Genomic DNA, 24641 nt, shown 5'->3' on the forward strand with positions numbered 1-24641 from the left:
CGTTACGAGCCGACCACGGGAAACACCGAAACCATAGCAGCCCGGACGAATCCGCACCCCGCGGTGGCGCGAACGCCGCCGCGGCCCATCACACCGATCCGATGCGGGTTGATCGCCCCGGAAGGACCGGTGGAAACGGCCGGTTCCGCGCCCCGGCGGAACCTGTCGGTGGGTACCGATACGCTCGATCCCATGCGCATTGGAGCACACGTCAGACAAGACAGTGATCCGATCGGCTTCGGCGAGAAACTGGGCGCCGAGGTCATCCAGATGTTCGTAGTGGATCCGCAGAGTTGGGACAAACCCCAGCCGCATCCGCTGGCCGAGCAGATCAAGGCCAGTCCGATCGAGTTGGTGGTGCACTCCTCGTATCAGATCAACGTGGCCAGCACCAACAATCGCCTGCGCATGCCCTCGCGGCAGGCGGTGGCGCTGCAGGCGCAGGCGGCGGCCGATCTGGGGGCGTTCGGCCTCGTCGTGCACGGCGGGCATGTGCGCTCGGATGCGGAGATCGAGGCCGGTATCACCAACTGGGGCAAGCTGTTCGAGCGCCAGCAGGACAAGGGCGGTTTCGCGGTGCCCATCCTGATCGAGAACACCGCGGGCGGAAATCACGCCATGGCCAGGTATTTCGACTCCATCGCCAAACTCTGGGACGTGGTCGGCGAGTACGACGCGGGATTCTGCCTGGACACCTGTCACGCCTGGGCCGGCGGCGAGGAGCTCGTCGGCGTCGTGGATCGGATCAAGGCCATCACGGGTCGGATCGATCTGGTCCATCTGAATTCCTCACGCGACGAGTTCAATTCGGGCGCGGATCGGCACGCCAACTTCGCCGAGGGCACCATCGACCCGCAACTGCTGGCCGAGGTCTGCCGCACCGCCGGTGCGCCGGTGATCCTGGAAACCCCCGCCGAGGGCGTCGCCGAGGATCTGGCCTATCTGCGCGAACATCTGGGCTGAGCGCGAGCGTTGGGATCCTCCTGACCGCAAATATGGTTCGTCCCGCTCGCCGGTGATGTGCTGCTCATGCACCACAGATCCGAGCGAAAGGCGCTTCATGTCCGTCGATCACGCAGTAGAAACCGAGACAGCCGTGCAGGTCGTCAAGCTCGGCACCCACATCGGCGCACGCATCGAGGGCGTCCGGCTCGGCGGTGACCTGTCCGCGCCGGCGGTCGAGGCGATCCGCGCCGCGCTCAACGAACACAAGGTGATCTTCTTCCGCGGTCAGGACCACCTCACCGAGGACGGTCAGTACGCGTTCGCGGAGTTGCTGGGCACCCCGACCACACCGCATCCGACGGTCACCTCCCGCGGCGTCCGATCCCTGGCCATCGACTCCGAGACCGGGCGGGCGAACAGCTGGCACACCGACGTGACCTTCGTGGACCGGGTGCCCAAGGCCTCGATCCTGCGCGCGGTCACCCTGCCCAGCTACGGCGGTTCGACCACTTGGGCCTCCACCGTCGCGGCCTACAACTCGCTGCCCGACCCGCTCAAGCGGCTCGCGGAGGGTCTGCGCGCGGTGCACACCAACGCCTACGACTACGCCGCCGGTCACGGCAAGGATTCGGACCCGAAGTACCAGTCCTATCGCGACGAGTTCGTCTCGACCTACTACGAGACCGAGCACCCGGTGGTGCGCGTGCACCCCGAAACCGGTGAACGCGCCCTGCTGCTGGGACATTTCGTGAAGCATTTCGCAGGGCTGCACAACTCCGAATCGCAGGCGCTGTTCCGACTGTTCCAGGACCGGGTCACCCGGCTCGAGCACACCACCCGTTGGAACTGGTCGCTGGGCGACGTCGCGATCTGGGACAACCGTGCCACCCAGCACTACGCCATCGACGATTTCGACGGCGCCGAGCACCGCAAGCTCACCCGCATCACCCTCGCGGGCGATATTCCGGTCGGCGTCGACGGCCGGACCAGCACGGTGATCGCCGGTAACGCCGAGCACTATTCGGTGGTCGAGCAGGCCGCAGCCTGATCGCGCCGCAGCCGAAGGTCCCCGTCGCAGTTCACCGCCACGACCGAGACCTTCGGCTGCCCCGGCAGCGCGGGCTACAGGACTCCCGTCGCGACTGGTTGAATCGATTCCATGGAGATTCGGCCGCTCGACGGAGTGCGGGTACTGGAGCTGGGCAATTACATCGCGGCGCCGACCGCGGGGCGGATCCTCGGCGATTTCGGCGCCGAGGTGATCAAGGTCGAGCGGCCGAAAACCGGTGACGAACTGCGCAACTGGCGGTTGTACGGTGGCGACACCTCGATGTTGTACCGGACGGTGAACCGGAACAAGAAGTCCATCACCCTGGATCTGCGGTCCGAGGCGGGCCGGGCGATCGTGCTCGATCTGGTCTCCCGGTCCGATGTCCTGCTGGAGAATTTTCGGCCCGGCATGCTGGAGAAGTGGGGGCTGGGCCCGCAGGAGCTGAACGCGGCCAATCCGGATCTCATCCTCACCCGGATCTCCGCCTACGGTCAGACGGGACCGATGTCCCAGCGACCCGGATTCGCGGCGGTGGCCGAGGCCGTGGGCGGTCTGCGCGAACTGGTCGGCGATCCGGATCGACCGCCGGTGCGGGTGGGCGTGTCCATCGGCGATTCGATCGCCGGGATCTACGCGGCCTTCGGCACGGTGATGGCGCTGTTCCAGCGCGAGCGGTCGAACGAGCCGATTCCGTTGCCGCACCGCATGATCGACGTCGCGCTGAACGAGTCGATCCTGTCGGTGATGGAATCGCTGGTGCCCGACTACTACGCCTACGGCATCGCCCGCGAACGGGTCGGCGGCCGGATGGAGGGCATCGCCCCCAGTAACGCCTATCCCTGCTCGGACGGGTTCAGCATCATCATCGGCGGTAACGGCGATGCCATCTTCCAGCGCTATATGCAGGTCATCGAGCGGCCCGATCTGGCCGCGGATCCGGAACTGGCCGACAACGCCGGTCGCTGGAAACATCGCGAACGCCTCGATGCCGCCATCGCCGAGTGGACGCGCGGCCACACCCGTGACGAGGCGCTGGCGATTCTGGAGGGTGCGGGCATCCCGTCCGGCCCGATCTACACCGCGGCCGATATCACCACCGACGCGCAGTACCTGTCGCGCAACATGATTCAGCACTTTCCGGTGGACGTCGGCGAATCCGAGCCGAAGCAGGTGGGTTTCCCGGGCATCGTGCCGGTGATCGGCGAGACGTCGTTGCCGATCCGAAACGTCGGCCCGGATCTGGGCGAGCACACCCACGAGGTGCTCGCCGGACTGCTGGGCATGTCGGACGAGCAGATCCGCGACTTGGAGGTGGACTGATGCTGCGCGATGTCACGCTGCGTGACGGCCTGCAACTGACCGGCAAGGTGCTGCCCACCGATCGCAAGGTCGAACTCGTGCGCACCCTGCTCGGTCTGGGCGTGCCCACGCTGGAGATCGGTTCGATGGCGCGGCCGGATCTGGTGCCGCCGATGGCCAACACGATGGATCTGATCGCCGCTCTGGAACCCGAAGAGCTGCAACATTGTTGGGTGTGGGTGGCCACGCCCCGGCATGTCCGCCGAGCCGCCGAGGCCGGTGTGCGCAATTTCCAGTACTGCTTCTCGGCGTCCGACGCGCACAACAAGGCCAATATCGGCCGCACCACCGAGGAGAGCCTGGCGGCCATGCCCGAGGCGATCGCCCTGGCGCACGAGGCCGGGGGATCGATTCAGCTGTGCCTGGCGACGGCGTTCACCTGTCCGTTCGACGGTCCCGTCGATCCACGCCGGGTGCTGGACATCGCGAACGATCCCCGCGCCGAGGGCGCGACCGATATCGTCGTCGCCGACACTCTGGGCCAGGCGTATCCGCAGCAGGTGAGTGATCTGATCACTGCCGTGCGGACCCGAACTCCCGAGCGCCGCATCATCTTCCACGGCCACGACACCTGGGGTATGGGCGTGGCGAATTCGCTGGCCGCACTCGATGCCGGAGCCACCATGGTCGACGGTTCGCTCGGCGGGCTGGGTGGCTGCCCGTTCGCCCCCGGCGCGAGCGGCAACACCTCGAGTGAGGATCTGCTGTTCGCCACCCGCCCGGACTGGTTCACCCCGGACACCCTGGCAACTCTGGTCGGCCTGTCCCGCGACCTGCTCGGCGAACTCGGCGAGCCGAATCGATCCCGCACCGCCGAAGGCGCCCGATCCGAGGCCGACGCCTTCGAATGGGTTGTGCACGAAAAGAACTGAACGGTCCGCCACGCAGCCGACAGACGGTTCACGCCGGCAGGCCGAGCCTGAGGGTGAGGCCGTCGAGGATGCAGCCGAGTATCCATTCGACCGGCTCGTCGGGGCCCGCGCCGGTACGCCCCTGGAACCATCGGCTGAAAGCCGGATAGCTGCCTTCGGCGAGAATCGGCTCCACGAAAGGGCGGGCGGCCGCAGCCAGCTGGTCGTCGGTGTGCAGGCCGACGCGCATGCGCATGCGTTGCTCGTGCGCCAATTGCAGTGCCGCGCCGAAGAGATGGCCGTCCACCGCGCTCGTGATCAATGACAGCTCGTCGGCGGTGCGGCCCAGCGGCTCCAGCATCGCGAACCGGAAATCGAAGTAGCGCAGCGCGTTCGGCCCCAGCGGTGGCCGGGTGTGCACGAGCTCCCCGAACCAGAGATGGCGCAGCAGTACCGCCCAGGTTTCCCGCGCCAGATGCTCGAGCCTCGAACGCCAATGTGCCGCAGGCTCGTCCGGCAGCGGTATCTCACCGTAGACGGCGTCGATCATCAGATCCACGAGACCGTCCTTGCTACCGACATAGCGGTACAGCGACATCGGGGTCGACGCACCCACGGCCGCGGCGACGCGACGCATGGTCAGCGCCGGCGCTCCCTCGGCGTCGGCGATCGCCAGGGCCGCGCGCAGGATGCCCGCGCGACCGAGACTGGTCGTGGGCCGTCCGGGCGGTTCGGGCAGGGTCCAGATCAGCGGTCCCGGAGCCTCCTCGGCCATTGCACCTCCTCGAAAATCCGTCCCTTGCCGGGCATTCAACCATTGGTGTACAACGTACATATAATGTACGACGTACACGAACATCGAGTCCTGATCGTCGGCGGCGGACTCGTCGGGCTGACGGCTGCCCTGTTCCTGCGGTATCACGGCGTGCCGTCACTGCTGGTGGAACGGCGCGCGACCACATCCCCACAGCCCAAGGCCCGGCGGATCAACATCCGCACCATGGAACTGTTCGACCAGATCGGCATCGGCGAGACGGTCCTGGACGCGGCGCGCGATCTGTCCGCCCATCAGGCCATGGCCGCCGGGCCGACCCTGGCCCGCGCCACCCGCCTGCCGTTCACACTGCCGGGCGGCATGCCCGACTGGGCCGCGATCACCCCGTCCACGGCCTGTCTGTGCGCACAGGATCTGCTCGAACCGACCTTGCGCACCCTGGCCACCGAGCGTGGCTGCGATATCCGCTTCGGTGTCGAATGCACCGAATTCGCCCAGGACACAACGGGCGTCACGGCGACGCTACGCAGCACCGACGGCGATACCCAACGGATACTGGTGAGCTATCTGATCGCCGCCGACGGAGCCGCGAGCCCGATCCGCGAGCGCCTGGGTATCACCCGCAGTGGTCGAGGCACCCTGGGCCGAGCGGTGAACGTCTATTTCCACGCCGAGTTGTCGAATCTGGTGCGGGGCCGCGAATTCAATCTCTGTCAGATCGAGAACGACCGCGCACCGGGGGCATTCATGTCCGTGGACGGCGCGCGCCGATGGATCTTCAGTACCTCGCACGATATCGACCGCCCGGTGCGGGATTGGCCGCGGGCACTGCGGATCGCGATCGGCGAACCGGGTGTCGACATCGAGGTGGTGAGCGTATTGCCCTGGGAGCCGGGCATGTTCGTCGCGGACCGGTATCGCGACGGCCGGATCTTCCTGGCCGGGGACGCCGCCCATGTCATGCCGCCGTACGCGGCTGCCGGCGCGAACACCGGCATTCACGATGTGCACAACCTCGCCTGGAAGCTGGCCGCGGTACTGCGCGGTGACGCCGGGCCCGGCCTACTGGACACCTACCACACCGAACGTCACCCGGTCGGCTGGTTCACCGCCGACCAATCCAGCGTCCGCACCGCCGATCTGCGCACCCCGCCCCACCGCTCGACCGACGGCACACCCCTGGCGGACCCGATCGCCATGATCCTGGGCCAGCGCTACCCGTCCGGAGCCTTCATCGACGACAGCAGCCCACACACCCTGACTCGCTTGGATCTCACCGGCCAGCCCGGCACCCGAGTGCCACATCTGCCCCTGCCCGACGGCCGCTCCACCCTCGACCTCCCCGGCCCCGGATTCGCCCTGCTCACCGGCCCGCAGGCCGGCCATTGGCAGCTGTCGAAACGACTGCCCGACGCGCTGAGCGAAACAGGCTGTGCAGCAACATCACCGGATGCATCCCCGACCGAACACCGGGCAGATCACCGAATTCCGCCGAGGCCGCGCACATCCGTCCACACACTGGACGAAAAGTGGTGCGCAGCAGCAGGTATCACCAGATCGGGTGCACTGCTGCTACGTCCCGATCAGATCGTCGCCTGGCGCACTCCGACCACACCAGCGGACCCCGCGACGGCATTCGACTCGGCACTCGATCGAATCCTGGCTGAACCCCAATAGCGCTGAGCGCCACCGATTCACCGGCAGCATGCGAATCCACATCGTCCACAGCCGATGCGCCGAACATCCCACTCGACGCGAGATCAGCCGGATCACCACATCGGACAGCACCCGACCGCAGTGGTAATCGTCGTGTGTCGCAATGGATCACCGAAGGCACCCATCGCGGACTGCCGGACCTGCACGAGGTCCCCAGGTCGGCTCGAACCGCACGCCCGCCGAAGGCGGGCACGTAATTCCCTATCGCCCAGCGGATTTCCGCGGGCGTTCACCGACCCGCGCGTTCAGGCCGATCCGTGCGCATCGGCCCGAAGCTTCAACAGCACCAAACCGGCGGTGCTGGCGAGGATCAGACCTGCGACGGTGACCAGGACGCGTAGATCGACAATGCCCATCACCGCTCCCACCATGCCGCCTGCGAAAATCACCCAGGCCACGAGGCGCGAGACGATCGCCCAGACGGGACGCGAGGATTCGGCTGCGGCCGAATCACTCTGGGGCGCCGCGCCCAGGGGGGTCGTCGAGAAAGCTCCCATCACCACTCCTCGATGACGCCGCCGGAGCCGTGAATTTCACGGTTTCCCCCGGCATATTGAAGGCGTCTCACGTGTAACTTTGCCCACACGCTACGTCTCCGTTGTCAAATCTCCACCCGACACGCGTACGACACGCCGAAGTTATCGATCCGTTATCTGAACCATAGTTGTTTGACATGACGGGTCGGTATTTTGTCGACCAGCACGCTCATCTGGCCCCCGACCCCGGCACTCGGATAATGTGAGGCCGGTTCGGGACAATTGAGGAGCTAGTCACCAATGCACGGCAGCAAGGCGGAGTTGGGGGATAACGCCGAGGACATCCCACACCGCCTGACCGCCAAGGTGGCAGGCCCGGCGATCGCGGCGGGCGCAATCTCGTTGGGGCTGGTACTGATCGGAGCCTGCGGACTCGGACAGCACGACGTCTATGTCGCCCCGCCGCCGCTCAGTGCGGACGGACACGTCGTCACGGGCACCCGCGCCGCGAGTGCGACGTCCTACGTCGTGGTCATCCCGCCGTCGCCGTCCTGGCGTATCGCGGCCAGGACCACGCCCCGCCCCACCTCGACCACCTCGCCGTTCCCCTCCGATCCGCCCTTTCCGGCCGCGACGCCGACCATGGATCCGTTCGACGAGCAGAGCTTCGATCCCCCAGGCCACACCACGCCGCCGACGAGTACCACCGACCCGTACGACGGGAACACGACCACCACCTCGCCCGCCACTTCGGTGACGACCGATCCGCAGTACCCCCACCATCGGCTGCCATCCGAGGAGGGCGACAACTGACGCGGAACGGCCGTCACCGCGGTCGCGCTACAGCTCGACCAGGTCGTATTCGCCGAGGCGATCGGTCAGCACCCGCAGATGCTCGAATCCGCCGCCGAAGGTGTGCTCGATGGCGGTGAGTCGCGCGACGTAGTGGCTGACCGGATATTCGGTGGTGATGCCGATACCGCCGTGCATCTGGACCGCCTCCTGACCGATGTGCCGGGCCGAACGGCCCACCTGCAGGCGAGCCCGCGACGCCACGGCCGGATCGGGTTCCCCCTCGGTGAGCGACGCGGTGGCGTACACGCTCATGCTCCGGGCCAGTTCCAGGGAGACGTACATATTCGCCGCACGCTGGGTGAGCGTCTGGAACTTCGACAGGGTAACCCCGAACTGCTTGCGGGTCTTCAGATAATCGGTGGTCAGCCGCAACGCCTCGGCCATCGCGCCGACCGACTCCGCGCACAGGCTCGCCTGCGCCTGCGCGATCAGCGCCGCGATGGCCGCCGAGGCGTCACCGGATTCGCCGAGCAGTTCGGCCGCCGCGCCGTCGAACTCGATCTGCGCGCCACGCAGACCGTCGAAGGTGCGATACGGCGTGCGGGTCGTGGCGTCAGCCGTGACCAGGAACAATCCGATCCCGCCACCGGGCAGCGTCGCGCTGACGACCAGCAGATCGGCGCAATCACCGTGCGGCACCGGATTCTTCACACCCGTGATCCGGTAGCCGTCGCCGTCGGCAGTCGCGGTGACCGCCGAACCGGTTGCGGGCCAGCGTGTTCCGGGCTCGTCATGGGCGAAGGCGAGCAGTGTTGTGCCGGAGACGACCTCGGGCAGCACGCGAGCACGCTGTTCGGCGGTGCCCACCCGGGCGATCAACCCGCCGGGCAGCAGCACCGCATCCAGCAGCGGTTCGGGTGCGAGCCGACGGCCGATCTCCTCCATGACCACCATCGTCTCCACGGGACCGGCGCCCACGCCGCCGTCCTCCTCGCTGAAACTCAGTCCCAGCACACCCAATTCGGCCAGCTGACCCCACACCTCGCGGTTCCAGCCCAGTTCGGTGTCGATCACCTTCAGCCGGGACTCCGGGTCGTAGCTGCGGGCCAGCAGATCGCGGACGGTGTCGCGCAGCATGCCCTGTTCATCGGTGAGTTCGAAATCCATGGCTGCGCCTCACAATCCGAGGATGGTGGAGGCGATGATGGTGCGTTGCACCTCGCTCGATCCTCCGTAGATGGTGGTCTTGCGGAAGTTCAGATATCCGGGACCAGTGCGCTGCGCCCAATCGGGCGAGGCGATGGCCTCGGCGTTCACCGGCAGGGAGTCCGGGCCCGCGATGTCCAGCAGCAGTTCGGTCGCGGCCTGCTGCAGTTCCGAACCACGCAGTTTCAGTACCGAAGAGACCGGATTCGGTTTGCCCTCGGCGGAATTGGCCACCACGCGCAGCAGGGTCAGCTCCAGTGCCAGCAGTTCGTTCTCCAGCTCGGCCACCCGCGCGCCGAACACCGGATCCTCGAGCAACGTGCCCGAGCCGATCTTCGTCTGCGCGGCATACTCCTTCGCGACCGCGAGCTTGACCTTGGTGCGACCCACACCGGTGATGCCGGTGCGCTCGTTGCCGAGCAGGAACTTCGCGTAGGTCCAGCCCATGTTCTCCTCGCCGACCAGCTGATCGGCGGGCACCCGGACGTTCTCGAAGAAGACCTCGTTGACCTCGTGATGTCCGTCGATCAACTTGATCGGGCGGATCGTCACACCGGGAGTGTTCACATCGAACAGCAGCATCGAGATGCCGGCCTGCTTCTTGGGCGCGTCCGGATTCGTGCGCACCAGGCAGAAGATCCAGTCGGCGTACTGGGCCAGCGTGGTCCAGATCTTCTGGCCGTTGACGATGTACGAGTCACCGTCGCGCACCGCGGTGGTGCGCAGCGAGGCCAGGTCCGAACCGGCGTCGGGCTCGGAGAAGCCCTGGCACCACCAGATGTCGAGGGAGGCGGTCGGCGGCAGGAAGCGCTCCTTCAACTCCTGCGAACCGAACTGGGCGATCACCGGGCCGATCATGTTCGCGTTGAAGGTCAGCGGCTCGGGCACGCAGGCCAGCTGCATCTCGTCTTCCCAGATGTGACGCTGCAGCGGCGTCCAATCCTTGCCACCCCATTCGGCGGGCCAGTTCGGCACCGCGAGACCGTTCGCGTGCAGGGTCTTGTGCGCGGTCACGATATCGTCGCGGGAGAGTTCCCGGCCGTATTTCACCTTGTCCCGAATCTCGGCCGGAATCTTGGTCCGGTAGAACTCACGCAGTTCGTCCCGGAAGGCCACCGCATCGGGTGCCAAAGCAAGTTTCATGGGCGTCTCCCACCGTGTTGGATTTCCGGGCTCAAACCTACTCCCCGGTAATCCGGGCCTGTCGGATGGATCACACCAGCGTATTCGTCCCGACCGGCGCAGCACGCCCGGTCCACCCCACTCGACCGGCTGCCAACTGGTAGGTTGCTCCGGAAGCAGGCTGCGGCCGTCCGGCAATCGGACGAATTCGGCGGCCGACCGGTTCACGATCAAGGAGTACGACGAGTGAACGGCAGGATCCTCGCGCGTCTGGCCGCGCTCTCGGCCTGTGCCGCGATCGGCACCGCGACCGCATTCGGCACCGCAGACGCCGCGCCGAGCGCGACCGACACCGCGATCGATCACCTCACCACGGCCGTGGGCTCCGATGCGGCGGCGAAGAACGCGGTGAGCAAGCTGGCCAAGTCCACGCATCTGCTCACCGCCGCCAAGCTCGATCACATCGCGGGCGCGTTCCAGCCGTTCTGGTTCTCCTCCCCCACGTTCGGCTGCCCCGGCAACCCGGTCACCATGACGGTGGCTTCGGGCGTCGCGGGATCCAACGGGGCCGACAACGGCCTGCACGGCGGGTACGGCACCCTGCGTTTCCAGGCCACCACCGCCACCCCCGGCTACGCCATCGGCTCGGGCCTGAACGTCGCGTGGCTCAACACCGGCAACGGCCGCAGCGGCGTCAGCCCGCTCGACGACATGACCCAGTACCACCTGCCCGGCCTGTCCAAGACGGTCGCGACCGGCCCCGGCACCGTCGTCGCGGCCCTGTGGGGCACCATCGGCTATCCGGGCGGCACCTGCGTCATCGCCCCCACCGTCGGCGCCTTCACCGTCTACAACGCGCCCGGCCCCAACTTCAACGCCCCCATCCCCGACCCCACCACCCCGGCGGCCCCGAAGCCCGCCCCGGGCCAGGCGGTCCCCGGCGGCGTCCCCTCGGGCCCGCGCAGCGCCCACTAGTCGAGCACAGTTCCGCCCCGAGAGAAGTGATTCTCCCGGGGCGGTATTTTTCCTCGCTAGGTACGCGGCTTGCGGCGATCGAAGCGCTTGGGCTCGCGGCGGGGGCCGCGGGACAGGGAGCGTTGTCCGGGCGGGCCCTGGTCGGGTTGTAACTGGATGAGGACGCCGCTGATTCTGGTGCGGCGCAACGCTTCCAGTGTCTCCGGGGAAAGGTCGGCCGGTAGCTCGACGAGGCTGTGATCGGGCCGGATGCTGATGTGGCCGAAATCGCTGCGGCGCAGGCCGCCCTCGTTGGCGATGGCGCCGACGATCGCGCCGGGCACCACGCGGTGGCGCTTGCCCACGGCGATCCGGTAGGTCACCATGTCCGCCCCGGTGCTGCGATGTTTGCTCGGCCCGGCCGGGCGGCGGTCCTCACGATCGTCGAACTTGCGCGGAGCCCGTTCGCGCCGTTGCTTTTCCGGCTCCGGCTCGGGTTCCATGAAGAAGTTGTCGCCGTCGTTCGACGCGACCGCCAGGGCGGCGGCGATATCGACCAGCGGGATGTTGTGCTCGGCCTCGTAGTCCTCGATCAGCTTGCGGAACAACGCCAGATTGTCCGAGGACAGATTCTCGGTGATGGCGTCCTGGAACTTCACCACCCGCTGCGCGTTCACATCGTCCACGCTGGGCAGCTGCATCTCGGTCAGCGGCTGGCGGGTGGCGCGCTCGATCGCATCGAGCAGGCGACGCTCGCGCGGCGCGACGAACAGCAACGCCTCACCCGTGCGACCGGCGCGACCGGTGCGACCGATGCGGTGCACATAGGACTCGGTGTCGTGCGGGATGTCGTAGTTGAGCACATGCGAGATGCGATCCACGTCCAAGCCGCGCGCGGCCACATCGGTGGCGACCAGAATGTCCACCGCACCGGACTTGAGCTGTCCGATGGTGCGCTCACGCTGATTCTGCGCGATGTCACCGTTGATCGCGGCCGCCGAATAACCGCGCGAGCGCAGCTTCTCGGCCAACTCCTCGGTGGCCTGCTTGGTGCGCACGAAGATGATCATCGCCTCGAAGGACTCGACCTCGAGGATGCGGGTGAGCGCATCGAGCTTGCGCTGATAGGACACGTGCACCCAGCGCTGGGTGATATTGCTGGCGGTGGTGGTCTTGGCCTTGACCGTGATCTCCACCGGATCGTGCAGATACTGCTTGGAGATCTTGCGGATCGCCGTCGGCATGGTCGCCGAGAACAACGCGACCTGCTTCTCGGCGGGCGTATCGCGCAGGATGCGTTCCACATCCTCCTGGAAGCCCATCTTCAGCATCTCGTCGGCCTCGTCGAGCACCAGATACTGTAGCTGCGACAGATCCAGCGTGCCGCGCTCGAGGTGATCGATGACCCGGCCCGGCGTCCCGACGACGACCTGCGCGCCCCGCCGCAGACCCGACAACTGCACCGCGTAGTTCTGACCGCCGTAGATCGGCAGCACGTGCACACTCGGCAGATGCGCGGAGTAGCGGCCGAACGCCTCGGCCACCTGGATCGCCAGCTCGCGGGTCGGGGCCAGCACCAGCGCACGCGGGCTCTTCGGCGCGCGACCCTCCGTGTTGGCCAGACCCATCAGGATCGGAATCGCGAAGGCGGCGGTCTTACCGGTGCCGGTCTGCGCCAGGCCCACCACGTCGGCCCCCGAGATCAGCGGGGGAATCGTGGCGGCCTGGATCGGCGACGGCGACTCGTAGCCGACGTCGGCGATGGCCGACAGAATGCGGTCATCGATGCCGAGATCGGCGAAGGACGGGTCGGCGGCGTCCCTCTCGTCGGACCGGGAATCGCTGTCGACCTCTGAGGTATTCATTGACCAGCAGTTTACTGCGTGCTGGTGGTCACCCCGACCATCGGCCCAATACGGTGAGACGTATGCAACCGCAGCAGCCGCCAGTGCCGCCCGTCACCGTCACCGCCGCAGACCCCGCGGCGCGACCGACCAGCAGCTCCGATGCCTCGCCGCCGGCGAAGGCACTCGACGTCGCGGTGGTGCAGTTCGATCCCTACACCGACAAGGACGCGAATCTGGCGATACTGCGCGAGCACGTGCGAGCCGCCGCCGAACGCGGCGCGCGGGTCGTGGTCGCCCCGGAGTATTCGATGTTCGCGGTGACCCGACTGGATCAGCGGGTGATCGACGCGGCCGAACCGCTCACCGGACGATACGTCACCGGGCTGCGCGGATTGGCCGCCGAATTCGGCGTGCACCTGGTCGCGGGTGTGGTCGAGGCGGGCGGACCGTCCGGCCTGGTCTACAACACGCTGGTCGCCGCCGCACCCGACGCCGAATTCGCGGCCGTCTACCGCAAGGTGCACCTCTACGATGCGTTCGGCTTCCGCGAATCGGACATCGTCCTGCCGGGACCGATCACCGAACCGGCGACGTTCACCGCGGACGGCGTCGTCTTCGGCCTGCAGACCTGTTTCGATCTGCGTTTTCCGGAGGGGTTCCGGCGGTTGGCCGCGGCCGGGGCGCAGGTGCTCCTGCTGCCCGCGCAATGGATTCCCGGACCGGACAAGGTCGAGCAGTGGTCGACGCTGTTGCGGGCGCGCGCCATCGAGAACACCGCCTACGTCGCGGCCGCCGATCACGCCGCGCCGCGCGGTGCGGGCTGGTCGATGATCGTCGATCCGACGGGCATGGTGCTCGCCGAACTCGGCGAGGGCACCGGATTCGCCACCGCCCGCATCGAACCCGATCACCTGGACAAGGTGCGGGCCACGAACCCCAGCCTGAACCTGCGGAGATTCGGTGTCGGCGAACTAGACTGACAGACACCATGATCTATCCCGATCGGATCGCCGCCGGTCGCTCGCTGGGTGGGTCGCTGATGCACCTGCGAGCGTCGGATCCGCTGGTGCTGGGACTGCCCCGGGGCGGGGTCCCGGTCGCGGCGGGCGTGCACGCGGTGATCGGCGGCGAGGTCGACATCCTGCTGGTTCGCAAGCTCGGCGTGCCGTGGCAGCCGGAGCTGGCGATGGGCGCGATCGGTGAGGGCGGGGCGCGGGTGATCAACGACGACGTCATCGGCCAGACCGGCGTCGGCCCCGGCCAACTGGCCGCCATCGAGGATCGCGAGCGCGCGGAACTCGCACGGCGACAACGGATTCTGCGCGTCGGAAAGCCACGCGTCCCGCTCACCGACCGCTGTGTGGTGATCGTGGACGACGGGATGGCCACGGGCGCCACGGTCGCGGTCGCCTGTCAGGTCGCGGATATCTGCGCGCCGCGTCGGCTCACGGTGGCGGTGCCGGTCTCCTCGATCGAGGCGCTGCGCCGGGTCGGCGAACTGGCCGACGAACTCATCTGCCCGCTGGTTCCCCGCGTGCTCGGTGGCGTCGGCGGGGCCTATCGGGATTTCCACCAGCTCACCGACGAGGAGGTCATCGACCTGCTGCGCACCTGCGCCGCGCCGGGCGAATCACCAGACTCCGGCCTCGGCGACGATGCGTTCGGCGGCGGTGAGCATCGGACGTAGCGCGGTGGTGAACGCCTCAGCGTTCGCCGGCACGATGTCGACCTCGGTGCGGGTGTGCACGGTATAGCGGCCGTCTCCGGCGACATCGATCCAGCACAGTACGCCCAGCGGGCGTAGTTCACCGTTGCTGCGGCGCGCGGAGACGATGATCTGCCCGATCCCGTCGCGCGGTTGTTTGAGCAGGCGGCGGATGCGGGCCGGGGCGGACGGTCCGGAGATCGGCACGGTGACCAGATCGCGACTGTCCTCGCGGACCCGGCCCACCGGTGCGCTGTAGCGTGGCCCGGTGCCCGCCACGTTCTCCGGCAGCATCGAAATTACTCGGGGCGCAAGGGATTTCGGATTACCGACGAACAGCCGGATATCCGAACCGCGATCCGGCGCCTGGCCCGCACGCTGCGCGGCCACCACGGTGACATGTCCGGAGCCCGCGCCGAGCACCCGCACCGGTGGCGCGTCGGGTTCGGACCCCTGCCTGCCGAACACCTCCACCCGCACGTCCGGGCGGGCCAACACCCGCAACGCCCCTTCCAGATCGGGATCGAGTGTGCGCGAACACCATTCGTTCAATTCCGGCAGTTGTGCGGCACGTTCACCGCTGTCGCGAGCGGACAGTCGAACGGCGAGCGGATACGGAATCCGGTCGCCGTCGGTGCGCTCCCAGGCCAGTGCGAACTGGTCGGGCGTGAGCGTCCATTTCACCGGCGGCGGCCCGCCACGGATTCGAGAACCGACACGGTCGTCGGCTCACTCCTCATCGTCGACCCACTCGCCGACCACCGGCGGCGTCGTCGGGTCCAGATGCCCGACCAGCTCGGTGCCGGGTTCGGCGGGCTCGAGGAAGGTCGGATCGTCGAACTCGGGGTAGTAGTCCTCGTCGTCCTCGTACTCGTCCTCCGGAGAGCGCCGCGGCGGAGCCGGAACGGTGTTGCCCGGACGGGTCGCGTCGCCCATGGCGAACGCGCCACCCGCGAGTCCGCCGACGATCCCGGCACCCATCCCGGACGAGACGTCGCCGCCGCCGGAACCGTCACCGCTGGTGGAACCGTCGGACTGGTCCTTGCGCTTGCCGTCGCCGTCGGTGCTCTGCGGCTTCGTGGAGGTGTTCTGCGGTTTGGTCGACGTACCGCGCGGCTCGGCGGCAGCCGGGGCGGGCGCCACCGCGGGAGCGGGCGCCGATGTCACGGGAGCTGCCCGATCGGCCTGCGGCGCAACGACATTCACCGGAGCGGCGGTGGACGCGGGGTGCACGGCAGCGGGTGTCGTCGTCGCGGCGGGCGCGGTCGCCGGGGCGGTGACCGAGGCCGGTGTCACCGCGGCGGCGGCATCGGTGCGCACCTGGTCGGGCTGCGCAGCCTGCTGCTGGGACGGCTGGTGGATGGTCGGATCCGACTGCGTCCCGGCGAGATTCGAACTCGGCCCGTGCGATGTGGTCGGGCTCGCGGTATCCACGCTGGTGCCCGGGGCGCTCACGCCGGGCTGCGGCGTGGTCTGCTGCTGAGTCGGGTACATGCCGCCGACGGGGAAGCCCGGCACGTTGTTGCCGGTCGGGATGAAGGCTCCGACATAGACCGAATTCATCACCCGCACGACATCCAGGCGGACGTTCTCCGAGGTCTTCTGCGTCTCGGCATTGGCGGCGGCATGCTTCGGATCCAGCAGTGCGGCATCGAGATCCATGGCAGCCGAAACCGGGTGCGATACCGACGAACGCAGCGTCTCGGCTGCGTCATTGGCCTGTCCGAGACGATGTCCGACTTCGGACATCACATCGGCCAGATTCTGTCCCAGCGATTCGAACGCCTGCACGGCATTGGCGGCCAGTTGCGCGGCACTGCCGCGCCAGCCGTCGGCGATGGCCGCACGAATCTCCGCATGTGCCTGTTGCACAGCATCGCTCATCGCGCTGCCCGAACTCTGCCAGGTCTGGCGGCCCGCGGTGAGCACCTCCGGCTTGAGCGCCATGACGCCGCGGTAGATCTCGTCGTAGGTCAGGTGGTCGAAGACTTCGACGTTCGGCGCGTAATCCGGGTCGGAGTGGGTGGTTTCGACCGTGGTGCCGTCGCCGCTGATCTTATGCATGTCCGGCCCCCACCACGTCGCTGTCGGTCTTGCCCAGGGCCGCAGCGATATCGGCGTCGTGCTGGGTGTAGGCCGCGCCCGCGGTGCGCAGCGTCTGCGCGAGCTGGCGGGCCGCTTCGGCGTACTGTCGCAGATGTTCGAGTGCGTCGGCGGCCTTGCCCTCGAATCCGCGCTGCAGCGAGCCGCCGGACTCGAAACCGCCGAAGCCGGGCATCGCGGTGGCCGCGTGCAACACCTGCATCTGCGCTTCCACCTGCTCGGCCAGGGTTTCGTAGCGGCGCGCACAGCGTTCGTGGACGCCCTCGGTGACCAGTACACCGTCCATCCACAGTTCGCCGTCGTCGACCGCTTGCGTCAGGGCTGCCACATCGCTGCGCAGGTCCCCGGTCTCTTGTGATTGCACCGGTCCCCCTTTCTCGAGCTCACTCCACAGGTGTGCGCACCGCGCTCGCGACCACACCCCGTACCCACTCCGCGATGTCGGCGGTGACCCGCGCGTGCACCGGTTCGTGGAGCAAATCGTGCCCGGCATCGGTGTACTCACGCAACCCTACAGATTGTTGACGCCCGGTCCAGTCGCGAATCGGATCGATGGGTGCGCGACGATCGTCGACACCGTGCAGGGCCAGAACCGGTAGTCCTTCGGGCACAAGCGCATCGGGAGTCGCCGCGCGCGTGGGAGTGCCGGTGAGCACGAGCCCGGCGCAATCGGGCAGGGCCGCGAGTGCGGTCAACGCGGTGGCCGCGCCGAGCGAGTGGCCCGCCACGATCAACGACGCATCGGGCAGTTCCCGGCGGATCAGGGCGGCCAGCCGCAGCGCGTCGGCGGCGAGTTCGTCGATGGAGCCGGGCGCGGCCGGATCACCCTCGCTCAGCCCCTGCCCCGCGGTGTCCAGCCCCCACACCTCGATGTGCTGTGCGCCCAGCGCGCGGGCGAATCGGTGATAGTGCCCGGTGTGCTGCCCCGAGCCGGGCAGCCATTCCAGCACGGCCAGCGGTTGCCGCACCGGCCAGCGCCGATAGTGCAGCCGCCCGCGCGCGCCCTCGAAAAACGGCATACCGCAATCCTTTCACCGGTCGCGCCCGTCCGCGCGGCACCCCCTGCACCTGTGAAAAGCCCACCTGACCACGCACGAGGGCCCGCGTCCCATACACTCGGATCCGGGCCTTCCGTCACGCGGGGGTGCGGGCCGGTCCCCACGGCTGACTGCGTTTCACTTCACGTGACGACACGCGCCGCGTACGCCACGCCGTGCGACCTCGAATGATTACGCTGTTGCGCGACTCGGCACGCAACGGTGCGTCGCCCGGGGCTTCGGGTGTCCCGAGACACAGGAGGGCCACGATTGATTCTGTTCGGTGATCGCGTCGTGTGCAGCACCAGTGACCTGGTGGAAGCGGCGCGCTGCGAGTTCGCGCTGCTGCGCGCGCTCGATGCCGAACTGGGCCTGGTGCCGCCGGTCGCGGGTACCGGGTCATCGCCCGATTCCCTGGTCCGGACCGACGCCCGTGCGGTGGACGCCGAACTCGACGCCCTCCCGGCCCACCTGGCCGCCGCGGCGGAACGCATCGATCCGCCCGCCGGAGACGATGCCGCCGCGATGGTCGCCGCCCTGGAGCGCGCCGATCGCCGGACGGTTGCCGCCCTGCGGGCGGGCGCGCCGGTGGTCGCCGACGCACGGTTCTTCGACGGCGAGTTCACCGCCGGATGCGCCCTGCTGGTCAGAGGCGAACACGAGGGACCCCGCCCTGCCTCGACGGTCCTCGACGACAACGACGATTCCGTGGTCGACGGCGACGCCCTGGGCGCGACAGCCGACCGACTGCCCGCGTTCTCGATCAACGACGCCGCAACTTCGGACTACTCGACCCACGGTGCACTCGCCGACCGGCCGTCGGATTATTCGACACCCGATCGAGCACCGGTGTACTCGATCCACGGCGTGGCAGGTTCGAGATCCCCCATCGGCGCGCTGATCGACCTGGCGGGCTGCGCACATGCGATGCAGCAGCGGGGTTTCCAGGTGGATCCGCGCCTGCGGCTGCGCCTGCCGGACGGCTCGGAGATGATCCAGGACCTGGACACCGCCGCCGCGGTGTTCCGGGCCCGGCGCGCACGGCTGGCCACGATCCTGGCCGGGAAACAGAACGAACTGCTGCATGTGCAGTGGGGCGATCGCCGCTATCTGGCCTGCGGCCACTGCCCGACCTGCACCGCGGAACTGGTGGCCGGTCGCGATCTGCTGCTGGTGGCCGGTATGCGCCCGGGGGTGCGGGCGCAGTTGCGCGATGCCGGTATCACCACCGTCGATCGCCTCGCGGCCGCCGATTCCGCGGTCACCGGCGTTGCGGCACATACCTTTTCCGCACTGTCCCGACAGGCCGAGGTACAGCTGCAGCACGAGCGCACGGGCGCGGCGGTCTATACGGTGACCGATGCGGGGGCGCTGGGTGCGCTGCCGCTCCCCTCGCCCGGTGACGTCTTCCTGGCCGTGACGGACACGCCCGCCACGGCGGTGGGCGTCGGCGTGGCCCCGGCGCATCACTCCGAGAGCGGCGAGGATCCGGTGGTGCTGTTCCACGCCTTCGCCATCGCCGGAACGGATTCGGCCGACGAGGGTTTCGACGCCGCCGACGAGACGCCCGACCTGCTGGAATATCTCCTGGACCGCCAGGAGCACCACCCGGGTATGCGGATCTACCACTACCGTTCGCCGGTCCGGCAGTTGCTGGCCCGACTGTGCGTCCGGTACGGCGCGGATGAGCAGATCATCGATGACCTGCTCGGATCCCTGGTGGACCTGTACCCGATCCTGCGCTCCGCGCTGATCATCGGGCAGCGCTCCTACCGCCTGACCGATCTGGCCGAGCTGTTCGACGCGGGGACCGAAATCCGTTGCGAGGAACTCGAATCGGAGTGCGCGCACGCCTTGCGTCTGCGCGAGTGGCTGCGCGGGCTGGCTGCCGAGCACGGTGTTCGCCCCGCCGCACAGGCCCCTCGCCCGGAGACCGAACCGCTGCCCGCGGTCGAGGCGGCCCTGCGCGAATTCGCCTTCGACTTCGACGAATCCCGCAGCGCCGCACAGCGGGCCGCGGCGCTGACCGCCGCGACCCTGGCCTATCACCGCCGCGAGCGGCAGCCGCTGCACTGGGCGCACGAGGATCGCCTGCGGCGGCCGATCGCCGAATGGGAGGACGCTCCGGGTGTGCTCATCGCGGACTGGGGCACCGTGGACACCAAATGGCACAGCACCGGTGATCGGCCGATGCGCCGCTACCTCACGCTGACCGGACGTCTGGGCACCGGTGCCGCACCACGTCCCGGGACGCCGGTGCTCACCGTCTACGACCGGCCCGTCCCCGGCATGACCAGCTCCCCCGGCCGCCGCACGACCGCGCAGGCCACCATCCTGGGCTGTTCGCTGGATGCCAATTTCGACGACGCCCTACGGGTCGAGGAGTTGCTGCCGCAGGGCTGCGAACCCTACGACGAGCTACCGGTCGCGATCGTGCCGGGCCCGCCCGGCCAGGACGAGAACATCGCGGACGCACTCGAATCCGCGGCGCACGAACTGCTGGTGAGCCTGCCCGAGGTGCCCGCGACGGCCGCGTTCGACCTGCTGCTGCGGCGTCGGCCGCGCCTGCGTTCGGGTGCGGCGCTACCCGAGGTGTTCGGTGATCACGCCGCGGCCGTCACCGCGGCGGTGCTCGATCTGGACGATTCCTATGTCGCGGTGCAGGGGCCGTCGGGGACCGGCAAGACCGACACCGCCGTCCGCGTGGTGGAACGGCTGGTCACCCGGTACAAGTGGCGCGTCGGAGTGGTCGCCCGGTCGCACTGGGCGGTCGAGCAGGTCCTGGACGCGCTCGTGCGGGTCGGCGTACTGCCGGAACTGGTCGCCAAATCCGAGACCCACGCGGTGGCCCCGGAATGGCTGACCATCGAGCCGGGCCGTTACCCGCGTTTCCTGGACAACGCCGTCAACGGCTGCGTGATCGGCGGCCTGCCAGGCGATTTCGCCGACGCCGCGCAGGTGCCGCCCGGTGCGCTGGATCTGCTGCTGATCGTCGATGCCGGGCATTTCTCGCTCGCCGACGCGATCGCGGTCGCGGGCAGCGCGCACAATCTGCTGCTGCTCGGCGATCCGGCCCCGCTGCCCGGACACGGCATTCATCCCGAGCCGGTACACGATTCGACGCTCGGGCGTCTGCTCGGCGAATTGCCCACGCTACCGGTCGAATTCGGCTACTTCCTGGATCGGACCTGGCGGATGCATCCGCAGCTGTGCGGACCGGTGTCCCGGCTGCGGTACGCCGGACGGTTGCGTTCGAGCGAAACCGTCACTCTCGCACGCGATCTCGAAGGCGTCGCGCCGGGTGTGCGAACCAAGCCGATCGAACATCACGGCAACAGCACCGAATCCGCCGAGGAGGCCCGCGAGATCGTCCGCCGGGTGCGGAATCTGCTGGGTCTGCCCTGGCATCAGGGCGCGGTGACCCGACGCCTGCACCCGCACGACATCCTGGTCGTCACCCCGTATCACGCCCAGGTCGCGCGCATCCGCACCCTGCTGTCCCGGGCCCGCATCGAGGACGTCCTGGTCGGCACCCCCGAACGCCTGGCCGGCCGGGAGGCCGCGGTGGTCCTGGTCTCCATGACCACCTCCTCCCCCGGCGACGCCCCGCACGGCATTCACACCCTGCTGTCCCGCCACTGGATCACCACGGCCGTCTCGCGCGCCATGTGGACCGCCGTCATCGTCCACTCGGCCCTGCTCACCGAGTACCTCCCGGACACCCCGGAACAGCTCACCGATCTGGCCGCTTTCCTGGAACTCGCCCAGTCCTAGCGAGCACACCGCAGGGCAACCGATTTCGGCCGTAGAACCTCAGCCGAAGTTCTGTCCCTCGCCCCGGTAGGTGGGGACAGTGGTGCGAGTGCCGTCGGCGGCGACGATCTGCAGGGTCTCGAAACGTTCGCACAGTTCGCCCGCCTTGGCGTGCCGGAACCAGACGCGGTCGCCGATCGCCAGCTCACCGGCTCCGGCGAGCGGGGTCTGGACCTCACCCGCACCCTCGGTGCCGATGAGGCGTAATCCGCTGGGCCACACGGGCTTCGGCACGCGGGACTTTCCGGCCGGACCGGAGGCGATGTAGCCGCCGGAGAAGACCGTGGCGATATCGCGCGCAGGGCGGCGCAGCACCGGCTCGGCGAAGTACAGAGCCGGACGCGGGGTGAAGCTGCGGTATCCGTCGAACAGCGTCGGCACGTACAGTCCGGAGCCGGAGGTCACCTCGGTGACGCCGGGTGAGGAGACGCTCACCTCGATCGAACCGCTGCCGCCGCTGTTCACGATCTGCAGATCACCCACCACGGAACGGACCGCGTCCAGCACCTTGGCGCGGCGGGTGGCGATCTCCGCGGCCGAGAGCCGTTTCACCAGGCGCACAGCGGGATTCGTATCGGGCAGGCCCGCGATCTGCGCCTCGTACGTCATCACCCCGACGACCTCGAAGCCGCGATCGAGTGCCGCACGAGCCAGGCGCGCAGCCTGGTCCGGGGTGCGGATCGGCGAGCGGCGCACACCCAGATGCAACGGGCCGATCCGCAGCGAGGCGTCCACGTCCAGGCAGATGCGCGGGCGCACCCGGTCGGTGCCGACGGCGGTCTTGATCAGCTCGAGCTGTGCGGTGTCGTCGACCATGAGCGTGACCGATTCGCGCAGCAGATCGTCCTCGCCGAGTTCGGCCAGCGCGGCGCGATGCACACTCGGATATCCCAGAAGAACGTCCCGGGCGCCTTGTCGCACCAGCCAGATCGCCTCGGGCAGTGCATAACCCATGATCCCGGCGAATCCACCGGACGCGGTCAGGCGGGAGCCGAGCACTTCCTCGAGGACCGCACGGCAACGCACCGATTTACTGGCCACGCGGATCGGCACACCCGCCGCGCGGCGGACCAGATCCGCCGCGTTCGCCTGTAATGCGGCCTGATCCAGCGCGGCCAGAGGCGGATCGAGGTCGGCGGTGGCCGCATGCAGCCCGGCGATGGACACATCTGTCACATAGTCCACTGAACCATGAAACTGGACATACGTCCAGTTAAGTGGCAGCGCGCATCCGGCATCCCTCGCGGCAGTGACTACTTGTCCACGGCCTTGGTGGACAGACTCGACACGAGATCGTCGAGCACTACCACGGTCGTCTCGTCGTCACAGTCGGCGAGCCAGCGCAGCACCGTACCCTGCACCACCGCGACGGCGTAGGCCGCGATCGCCTCCACCGGCTCGATCCACTCGGTCCCGGACCGCTCCGCGCACAGCCGCAGAAATGCCGTGACCTCGGCCTCCTGATTCTGGAACAACGCGACCGCCGACTGCTCGACCGCACATTCGTCCTGCCCGTCCCACCGGCGTCGCAATGCCGCGATGGTGGCCTCGTAGATGCGCACCTGACGTTCCGGCGCGGCCGTGATCGCGGGCCACAACGCGCTCACTCCGGCATGCAACAGCACCCGCAGCGCACGCGTACCGGAAAAGTCGAGCTCGGCACACGCCCGTTCCACCGCATCGGCGAGCGCCGGCCTGGGCCGGAGCTCGGTCATCTCTCCACTAGCGCTCAACGAAGACTCCCTTGGGCAAAACTGAACACACGCGCCTCGCCTGCGCGGGCCGCTCAACGGGTTACGGATCCTCGCTGATCGGACCGGACCCGTGCCCGGTCGACCCGTTCAACCTTCCTCAATATAGAAGGTTTCCAGGGGTGGCGACCGAGTTCAGCGTGGTTTTACGGACTGACGGAATGTTTTGTTACCCCCTTGGAACCAGGCTGCGATCCAATGGACATCAGTCCCATCATCCCGCCGGAAAATGAGACGAGTCGGTGATCGGGCCGAAGTTCCAGTGAACCACGGATTCGGCTCCGAATCTCTGTGGCGGATCCCACACGCCCCGGAGATTCGCCGGTTCGATCAATGAACGACACCCGGGGGCAACCGGCCCGACCGTAGCCTTGACAGATGAATACCGCGCGTCCAGACCATTTTCTGATCTCCGGTACCTTCAACTACCGCGACGTGGGCCGACTTCACACGGCGCGCGGACGCAAACTACGCAGCGGGGTGCTGTTGCGCTCGGCACATCTGTGCCGAGTCGACGCGCGAGGCCGGGAAACATTGCGTGAACTCGGTGTGCGTACCGTGCACGATCTGCGCGGACCACGGGAGATCGACCATCTGGGCGCCGATGTCCTGCCCGAGGGCGTTCGCCTGCGGCTGACCCCGTTCAACTCGGCCATCGACGGACAGCCGCCGCACGAGGCGGCCGCGGAGCGCGACGGACTCGCCGAGATGCTCGAGGTCTACCGATCGTTCCCCGGCATGTCCGAGGCGCATCTGGCCTTGCTGGCCATCACCGAATCGATCCTGCGCGGTCACGGCGCGGTGCTGGTGCACTGCGCCGCGGGCAAGGATCGCACCGGCTGGGCGATCGCCACCCTGCTGCGGGCGATCGGTGTGGCCGAAGCCGACATCCTGGCCGACTTCCTGCTCAGCAATCATGCGGCCGAGGCCCTGGCCGCCGATGTGCACCGCAATTCCGGTGGCCGCCTTCGCCTTCCGCCCGAGGTGCTCGGCGTCCGACCGGAATACCTCGCCGCCGGCACGGATTCGATGCACGACCTGCACACCGACCTGAACGGGTACTTCACCGCCATCGGCCTCACCGAGGACGTGCGTACCCGGCTGAGTGAGCGCCTGCTCGAGTGAGCCCGGCGAT

The 24641-nt window shown here is 68.2% G+C and carries 22 protein-coding genes; 11 read left to right on the forward strand and 11 right to left on the reverse strand.

Annotated elements, in window-relative coordinates:
* Positions 1-192 precede the first annotated feature (192 nt).
* The 4 genes from ON40_RS26735 to ON40_RS26750 all read left to right on the forward strand — a co-directional run bounded on the left by ON40_RS26735 (position 193) and on the right by ON40_RS26750 (position 4227).
* Entirely contained in the window at positions 193-963 is a 771-nt protein-coding gene (locus tag ON40_RS26735; protein ID WP_040827361.1) for a deoxyribonuclease IV, read from the forward strand.
* A 97-nt stretch (positions 964-1060) separates the two neighbouring features.
* On the forward strand, positions 1061-1993 hold the full coding sequence (locus ON40_RS26740) for a TauD/TfdA dioxygenase family protein (RefSeq protein ID WP_040827363.1): 933 nt from the start codon (positions 1061-1063) through the stop codon (positions 1991-1993).
* Positions 1994-2104: 111 nt separating this feature from the next.
* Positions 2105-3316: a CaiB/BaiF CoA transferase family protein gene (locus tag ON40_RS26745; RefSeq protein ID WP_040827365.1), complete on the forward strand. Its 1212-nt coding sequence runs from the start codon at positions 2105-2107 to the stop codon at positions 3314-3316.
* Positions 3316-4227 carry a hydroxymethylglutaryl-CoA lyase gene (locus ON40_RS26750; protein WP_040827367.1) on the forward strand — a complete coding sequence of 304 codons (912 nt, stop codon included), beginning with the start codon at positions 3316-3318 and terminating at the stop codon, positions 4225-4227. Before ON40_RS26745 ends, ON40_RS26750 begins: the two co-directional genes overlap by 1 nt.
* Positions 4228-4255: 28 nt before the next feature.
* Here the strand turns inward: ON40_RS26750 and ON40_RS26755 are convergent, their stop codons facing one another.
* On the reverse strand, positions 4256-4981 hold the full coding sequence (locus tag ON40_RS26755; RefSeq protein WP_040827368.1) for a TetR/AcrR family transcriptional regulator: 726 nt from the start codon (positions 4979-4981) through the stop codon (positions 4256-4258).
* 63 nt (positions 4982-5044) lie between these two features.
* On the opposite strand from ON40_RS26755, the gene ON40_RS26760 reads away from it, so the two are divergent.
* On the forward strand, positions 5045-6658 hold the full coding sequence (locus tag ON40_RS26760) for an FAD-dependent monooxygenase (protein ID WP_040827370.1): 1614 nt from the start codon (positions 5045-5047) through the stop codon (positions 6656-6658).
* Between the two features lie 284 nt (positions 6659-6942).
* Here ON40_RS26760 and ON40_RS26765 read toward each other — a convergent pair whose 3' ends face one another.
* Positions 6943-7194, reverse strand: a complete 252-nt coding sequence (locus ON40_RS26765; protein ID WP_157186430.1) for a hypothetical protein — start codon at positions 7192-7194, stop codon at positions 6943-6945.
* Between the two features lie 279 nt (positions 7195-7473).
* On the opposite strand from ON40_RS26765, the gene ON40_RS48345 reads away from it, so the two are divergent.
* Positions 7474-7986: a hypothetical protein gene (locus ON40_RS48345; RefSeq protein ID WP_051193585.1), complete on the forward strand. Its 513-nt coding sequence runs from the start codon at positions 7474-7476 to the stop codon at positions 7984-7986.
* A gap of 27 nt (positions 7987-8013) precedes the next feature.
* On the opposite strand, the gene ON40_RS26775 is transcribed toward ON40_RS48345, so the two are convergent.
* Complete coding sequence (locus ON40_RS26775; RefSeq protein ID WP_040827375.1) at positions 8014-9135, reverse strand: acyl-CoA dehydrogenase family protein; 1122 nt, start codon at positions 9133-9135, stop codon at positions 8014-8016.
* Positions 9136-9144: 9 nt separating this feature from the next.
* Positions 9145-10317, reverse strand: coding sequence for an acyl-CoA dehydrogenase family protein (locus ON40_RS26780; protein WP_040827377.1), 1173 nt, complete (start codon positions 10315-10317; stop codon positions 9145-9147).
* 225 nt (positions 10318-10542) lie between these two features.
* Between ON40_RS26780 and ON40_RS26785 the strand changes: the two genes are divergently transcribed.
* Positions 10543-11271: a hypothetical protein gene (locus tag ON40_RS26785; RefSeq protein WP_040827379.1), complete on the forward strand. Its 729-nt coding sequence runs from the start codon at positions 10543-10545 to the stop codon at positions 11269-11271.
* A gap of 56 nt (positions 11272-11327) precedes the next feature.
* Here ON40_RS26785 and ON40_RS26790 read toward each other — a convergent pair whose 3' ends face one another.
* Entirely contained in the window at positions 11328-13115 is a 1788-nt protein-coding gene (locus ON40_RS26790; RefSeq protein ID WP_040827381.1) for a DEAD/DEAH box helicase, read from the reverse strand.
* A 62-nt stretch (positions 13116-13177) separates the two neighbouring features.
* Between ON40_RS26790 and ON40_RS26795 the strand changes: the two genes are divergently transcribed.
* Together ON40_RS26795 and ON40_RS26800 are read left to right on the forward strand one after the other, a co-directional pair.
* Positions 13178-14077 (forward strand): carbon-nitrogen hydrolase family protein, encoded by a 900-nt coding sequence (locus ON40_RS26795; protein WP_083895945.1) that lies wholly within the window; start codon positions 13178-13180, stop codon positions 14075-14077.
* Between the two features lie 8 nt (positions 14078-14085).
* The gene (locus ON40_RS26800) at positions 14086-14784 is read left to right on the forward strand and encodes a phosphoribosyltransferase (protein WP_063713089.1); all 699 of its coding nucleotides are present in this window, start codon (positions 14086-14088) and stop codon (positions 14782-14784) included.
* Here ON40_RS26800 and ON40_RS26805 read toward each other — a convergent pair.
* From ON40_RS26805 to ON40_RS26820, 4 genes are read right to left on the reverse strand one after another with little or no spacing between them, the layout of a single operon-like run.
* Entirely contained in the window at positions 14728-15486 is a 759-nt protein-coding gene (locus ON40_RS26805) for an ESX secretion-associated protein EspG (RefSeq protein WP_040827383.1), read from the reverse strand. The genes ON40_RS26800 and ON40_RS26805 overlap by 57 nt on opposite strands.
* Before the next feature lie 45 nt (positions 15487-15531).
* The gene (locus ON40_RS26810) at positions 15532-16866 is read right to left on the reverse strand and encodes a WXG100 family type VII secretion target (protein WP_040827385.1); all 1335 of its coding nucleotides are present in this window, start codon (positions 16864-16866) and stop codon (positions 15532-15534) included.
* Complete coding sequence (locus ON40_RS26815) at positions 16859-17269, reverse strand: hypothetical protein (protein ID WP_245568005.1); 411 nt, start codon at positions 17267-17269, stop codon at positions 16859-16861. Before ON40_RS26815 ends, ON40_RS26810 begins: the two co-directional genes overlap by 8 nt.
* A gap of 19 nt (positions 17270-17288) precedes the next feature.
* The gene (locus ON40_RS26820; protein ID WP_040827387.1) at positions 17289-17924 is read right to left on the reverse strand and encodes an alpha/beta hydrolase; all 636 of its coding nucleotides are present in this window, start codon (positions 17922-17924) and stop codon (positions 17289-17291) included.
* Positions 17925-18212: 288 nt separating this feature from the next.
* On the opposite strand from ON40_RS26820, the gene ON40_RS26825 reads away from it, so the two are divergent.
* Positions 18213-21716, forward strand: a complete 3504-nt coding sequence (locus tag ON40_RS26825; protein ID WP_040827389.1) for a bifunctional RecB family nuclease/DEAD/DEAH box helicase — start codon at positions 18213-18215, stop codon at positions 21714-21716.
* Between the two features lie 39 nt (positions 21717-21755).
* Here ON40_RS26825 and ON40_RS26830 read toward each other — a convergent pair whose 3' ends face one another.
* Together ON40_RS26830 and ON40_RS26835 are read right to left on the reverse strand one after the other, a co-directional pair.
* Positions 21756-22931 carry an alanine racemase gene (locus tag ON40_RS26830; protein ID WP_373281976.1) on the reverse strand — a complete coding sequence of 392 codons (1176 nt, stop codon included), beginning with the start codon at positions 22929-22931 and terminating at the stop codon, positions 21756-21758.
* Positions 22932-23008: 77 nt separating this feature from the next.
* A complete protein-coding gene (locus ON40_RS26835; RefSeq protein WP_040827391.1) occupies positions 23009-23470 on the reverse strand; it encodes a hypothetical protein in 462 nt (153 codons plus the stop codon).
* 414 nt (positions 23471-23884) lie between these two features.
* Here ON40_RS26835 and ON40_RS26840 point away from each other — a divergent pair, with 414 nt between their 5' ends.
* Positions 23885-24631: a tyrosine-protein phosphatase gene (locus ON40_RS26840; protein ID WP_040827394.1), complete on the forward strand. Its 747-nt coding sequence runs from the start codon at positions 23885-23887 to the stop codon at positions 24629-24631.
* Positions 24632-24641 lie beyond the last annotated feature (10 nt).

Origin of the sequence: Nocardia jiangxiensis NBRC 101359, from assembly GCF_000308615.1 — a bacterium.
Classification (GTDB): domain Bacteria; phylum Actinomycetota; class Actinomycetes; order Mycobacteriales; family Mycobacteriaceae; genus Nocardia; species Nocardia jiangxiensis.

Bases quoted from the DNA above. Each gene is read 5' to 3' on its own strand.
- ON40_RS26735 (WP_040827361.1), top strand. From the start codon at position 193: ATGCGCATTGGAGCACACGTCAGACAAGACAGTGATCCGATCGGCTTC.
- ON40_RS26740 (WP_040827363.1), top strand. From the start codon at position 1,061: ATGTCCGTCGATCACGCAGTAGAAACCGAGACAGCCGTGCAGGTCGTC.
- ON40_RS26745 (WP_040827365.1), top strand. From the start codon at position 2,105: ATGGAGATTCGGCCGCTCGACGGAGTGCGGGTACTGGAGCTGGGCAAT.
- ON40_RS26750 (WP_040827367.1), top strand. From the start codon at position 3,316: ATGCTGCGCGATGTCACGCTGCGTGACGGCCTGCAACTGACCGGCAAG.
- ON40_RS26755 (WP_040827368.1), bottom strand. From the start codon at position 4,981: ATGGCCGAGGAGGCTCCGGGACCGCTGATCTGGACCCTGCCCGAACCG.
- ON40_RS26760 (WP_040827370.1), top strand. From the start codon at position 5,045: ATGTACGACGTACACGAACATCGAGTCCTGATCGTCGGCGGCGGACTC.
- ON40_RS26765 (WP_157186430.1), bottom strand. From the start codon at position 7,194: ATGGGAGCTTTCTCGACGACCCCCCTGGGCGCGGCGCCCCAGAGTGAT.
- ON40_RS48345 (WP_051193585.1), top strand. From the start codon at position 7,474: ATGCACGGCAGCAAGGCGGAGTTGGGGGATAACGCCGAGGACATCCCA.
- ON40_RS26775 (WP_040827375.1), bottom strand. From the start codon at position 9,135: ATGGATTTCGAACTCACCGATGAACAGGGCATGCTGCGCGACACCGTC.
- ON40_RS26780 (WP_040827377.1), bottom strand. From the start codon at position 10,317: ATGAAACTTGCTTTGGCACCCGATGCGGTGGCCTTCCGGGACGAACTG.
- ON40_RS26790 (WP_040827381.1), bottom strand. From the start codon at position 13,115: ATGAATACCTCAGAGGTCGACAGCGATTCCCGGTCCGACGAGAGGGAC.
- ON40_RS26795 (WP_083895945.1), top strand. From the start codon at position 13,178: ATGCAACCGCAGCAGCCGCCAGTGCCGCCCGTCACCGTCACCGCCGCA.
- ON40_RS26800 (WP_063713089.1), top strand. From the start codon at position 14,086: ATGATCTATCCCGATCGGATCGCCGCCGGTCGCTCGCTGGGTGGGTCG.
- ON40_RS26810 (WP_040827385.1), bottom strand. From the start codon at position 16,866: ATGCATAAGATCAGCGGCGACGGCACCACGGTCGAAACCACCCACTCC.
- ON40_RS26820 (WP_040827387.1), bottom strand. From the start codon at position 17,924: ATGCCGTTTTTCGAGGGCGCGCGCGGGCGGCTGCACTATCGGCGCTGG.
- ON40_RS26835 (WP_040827391.1), bottom strand. From the start codon at position 23,470: ATGACCGAGCTCCGGCCCAGGCCGGCGCTCGCCGATGCGGTGGAACGG.
- ON40_RS26840 (WP_040827394.1), top strand. From the start codon at position 23,885: ATGAATACCGCGCGTCCAGACCATTTTCTGATCTCCGGTACCTTCAAC.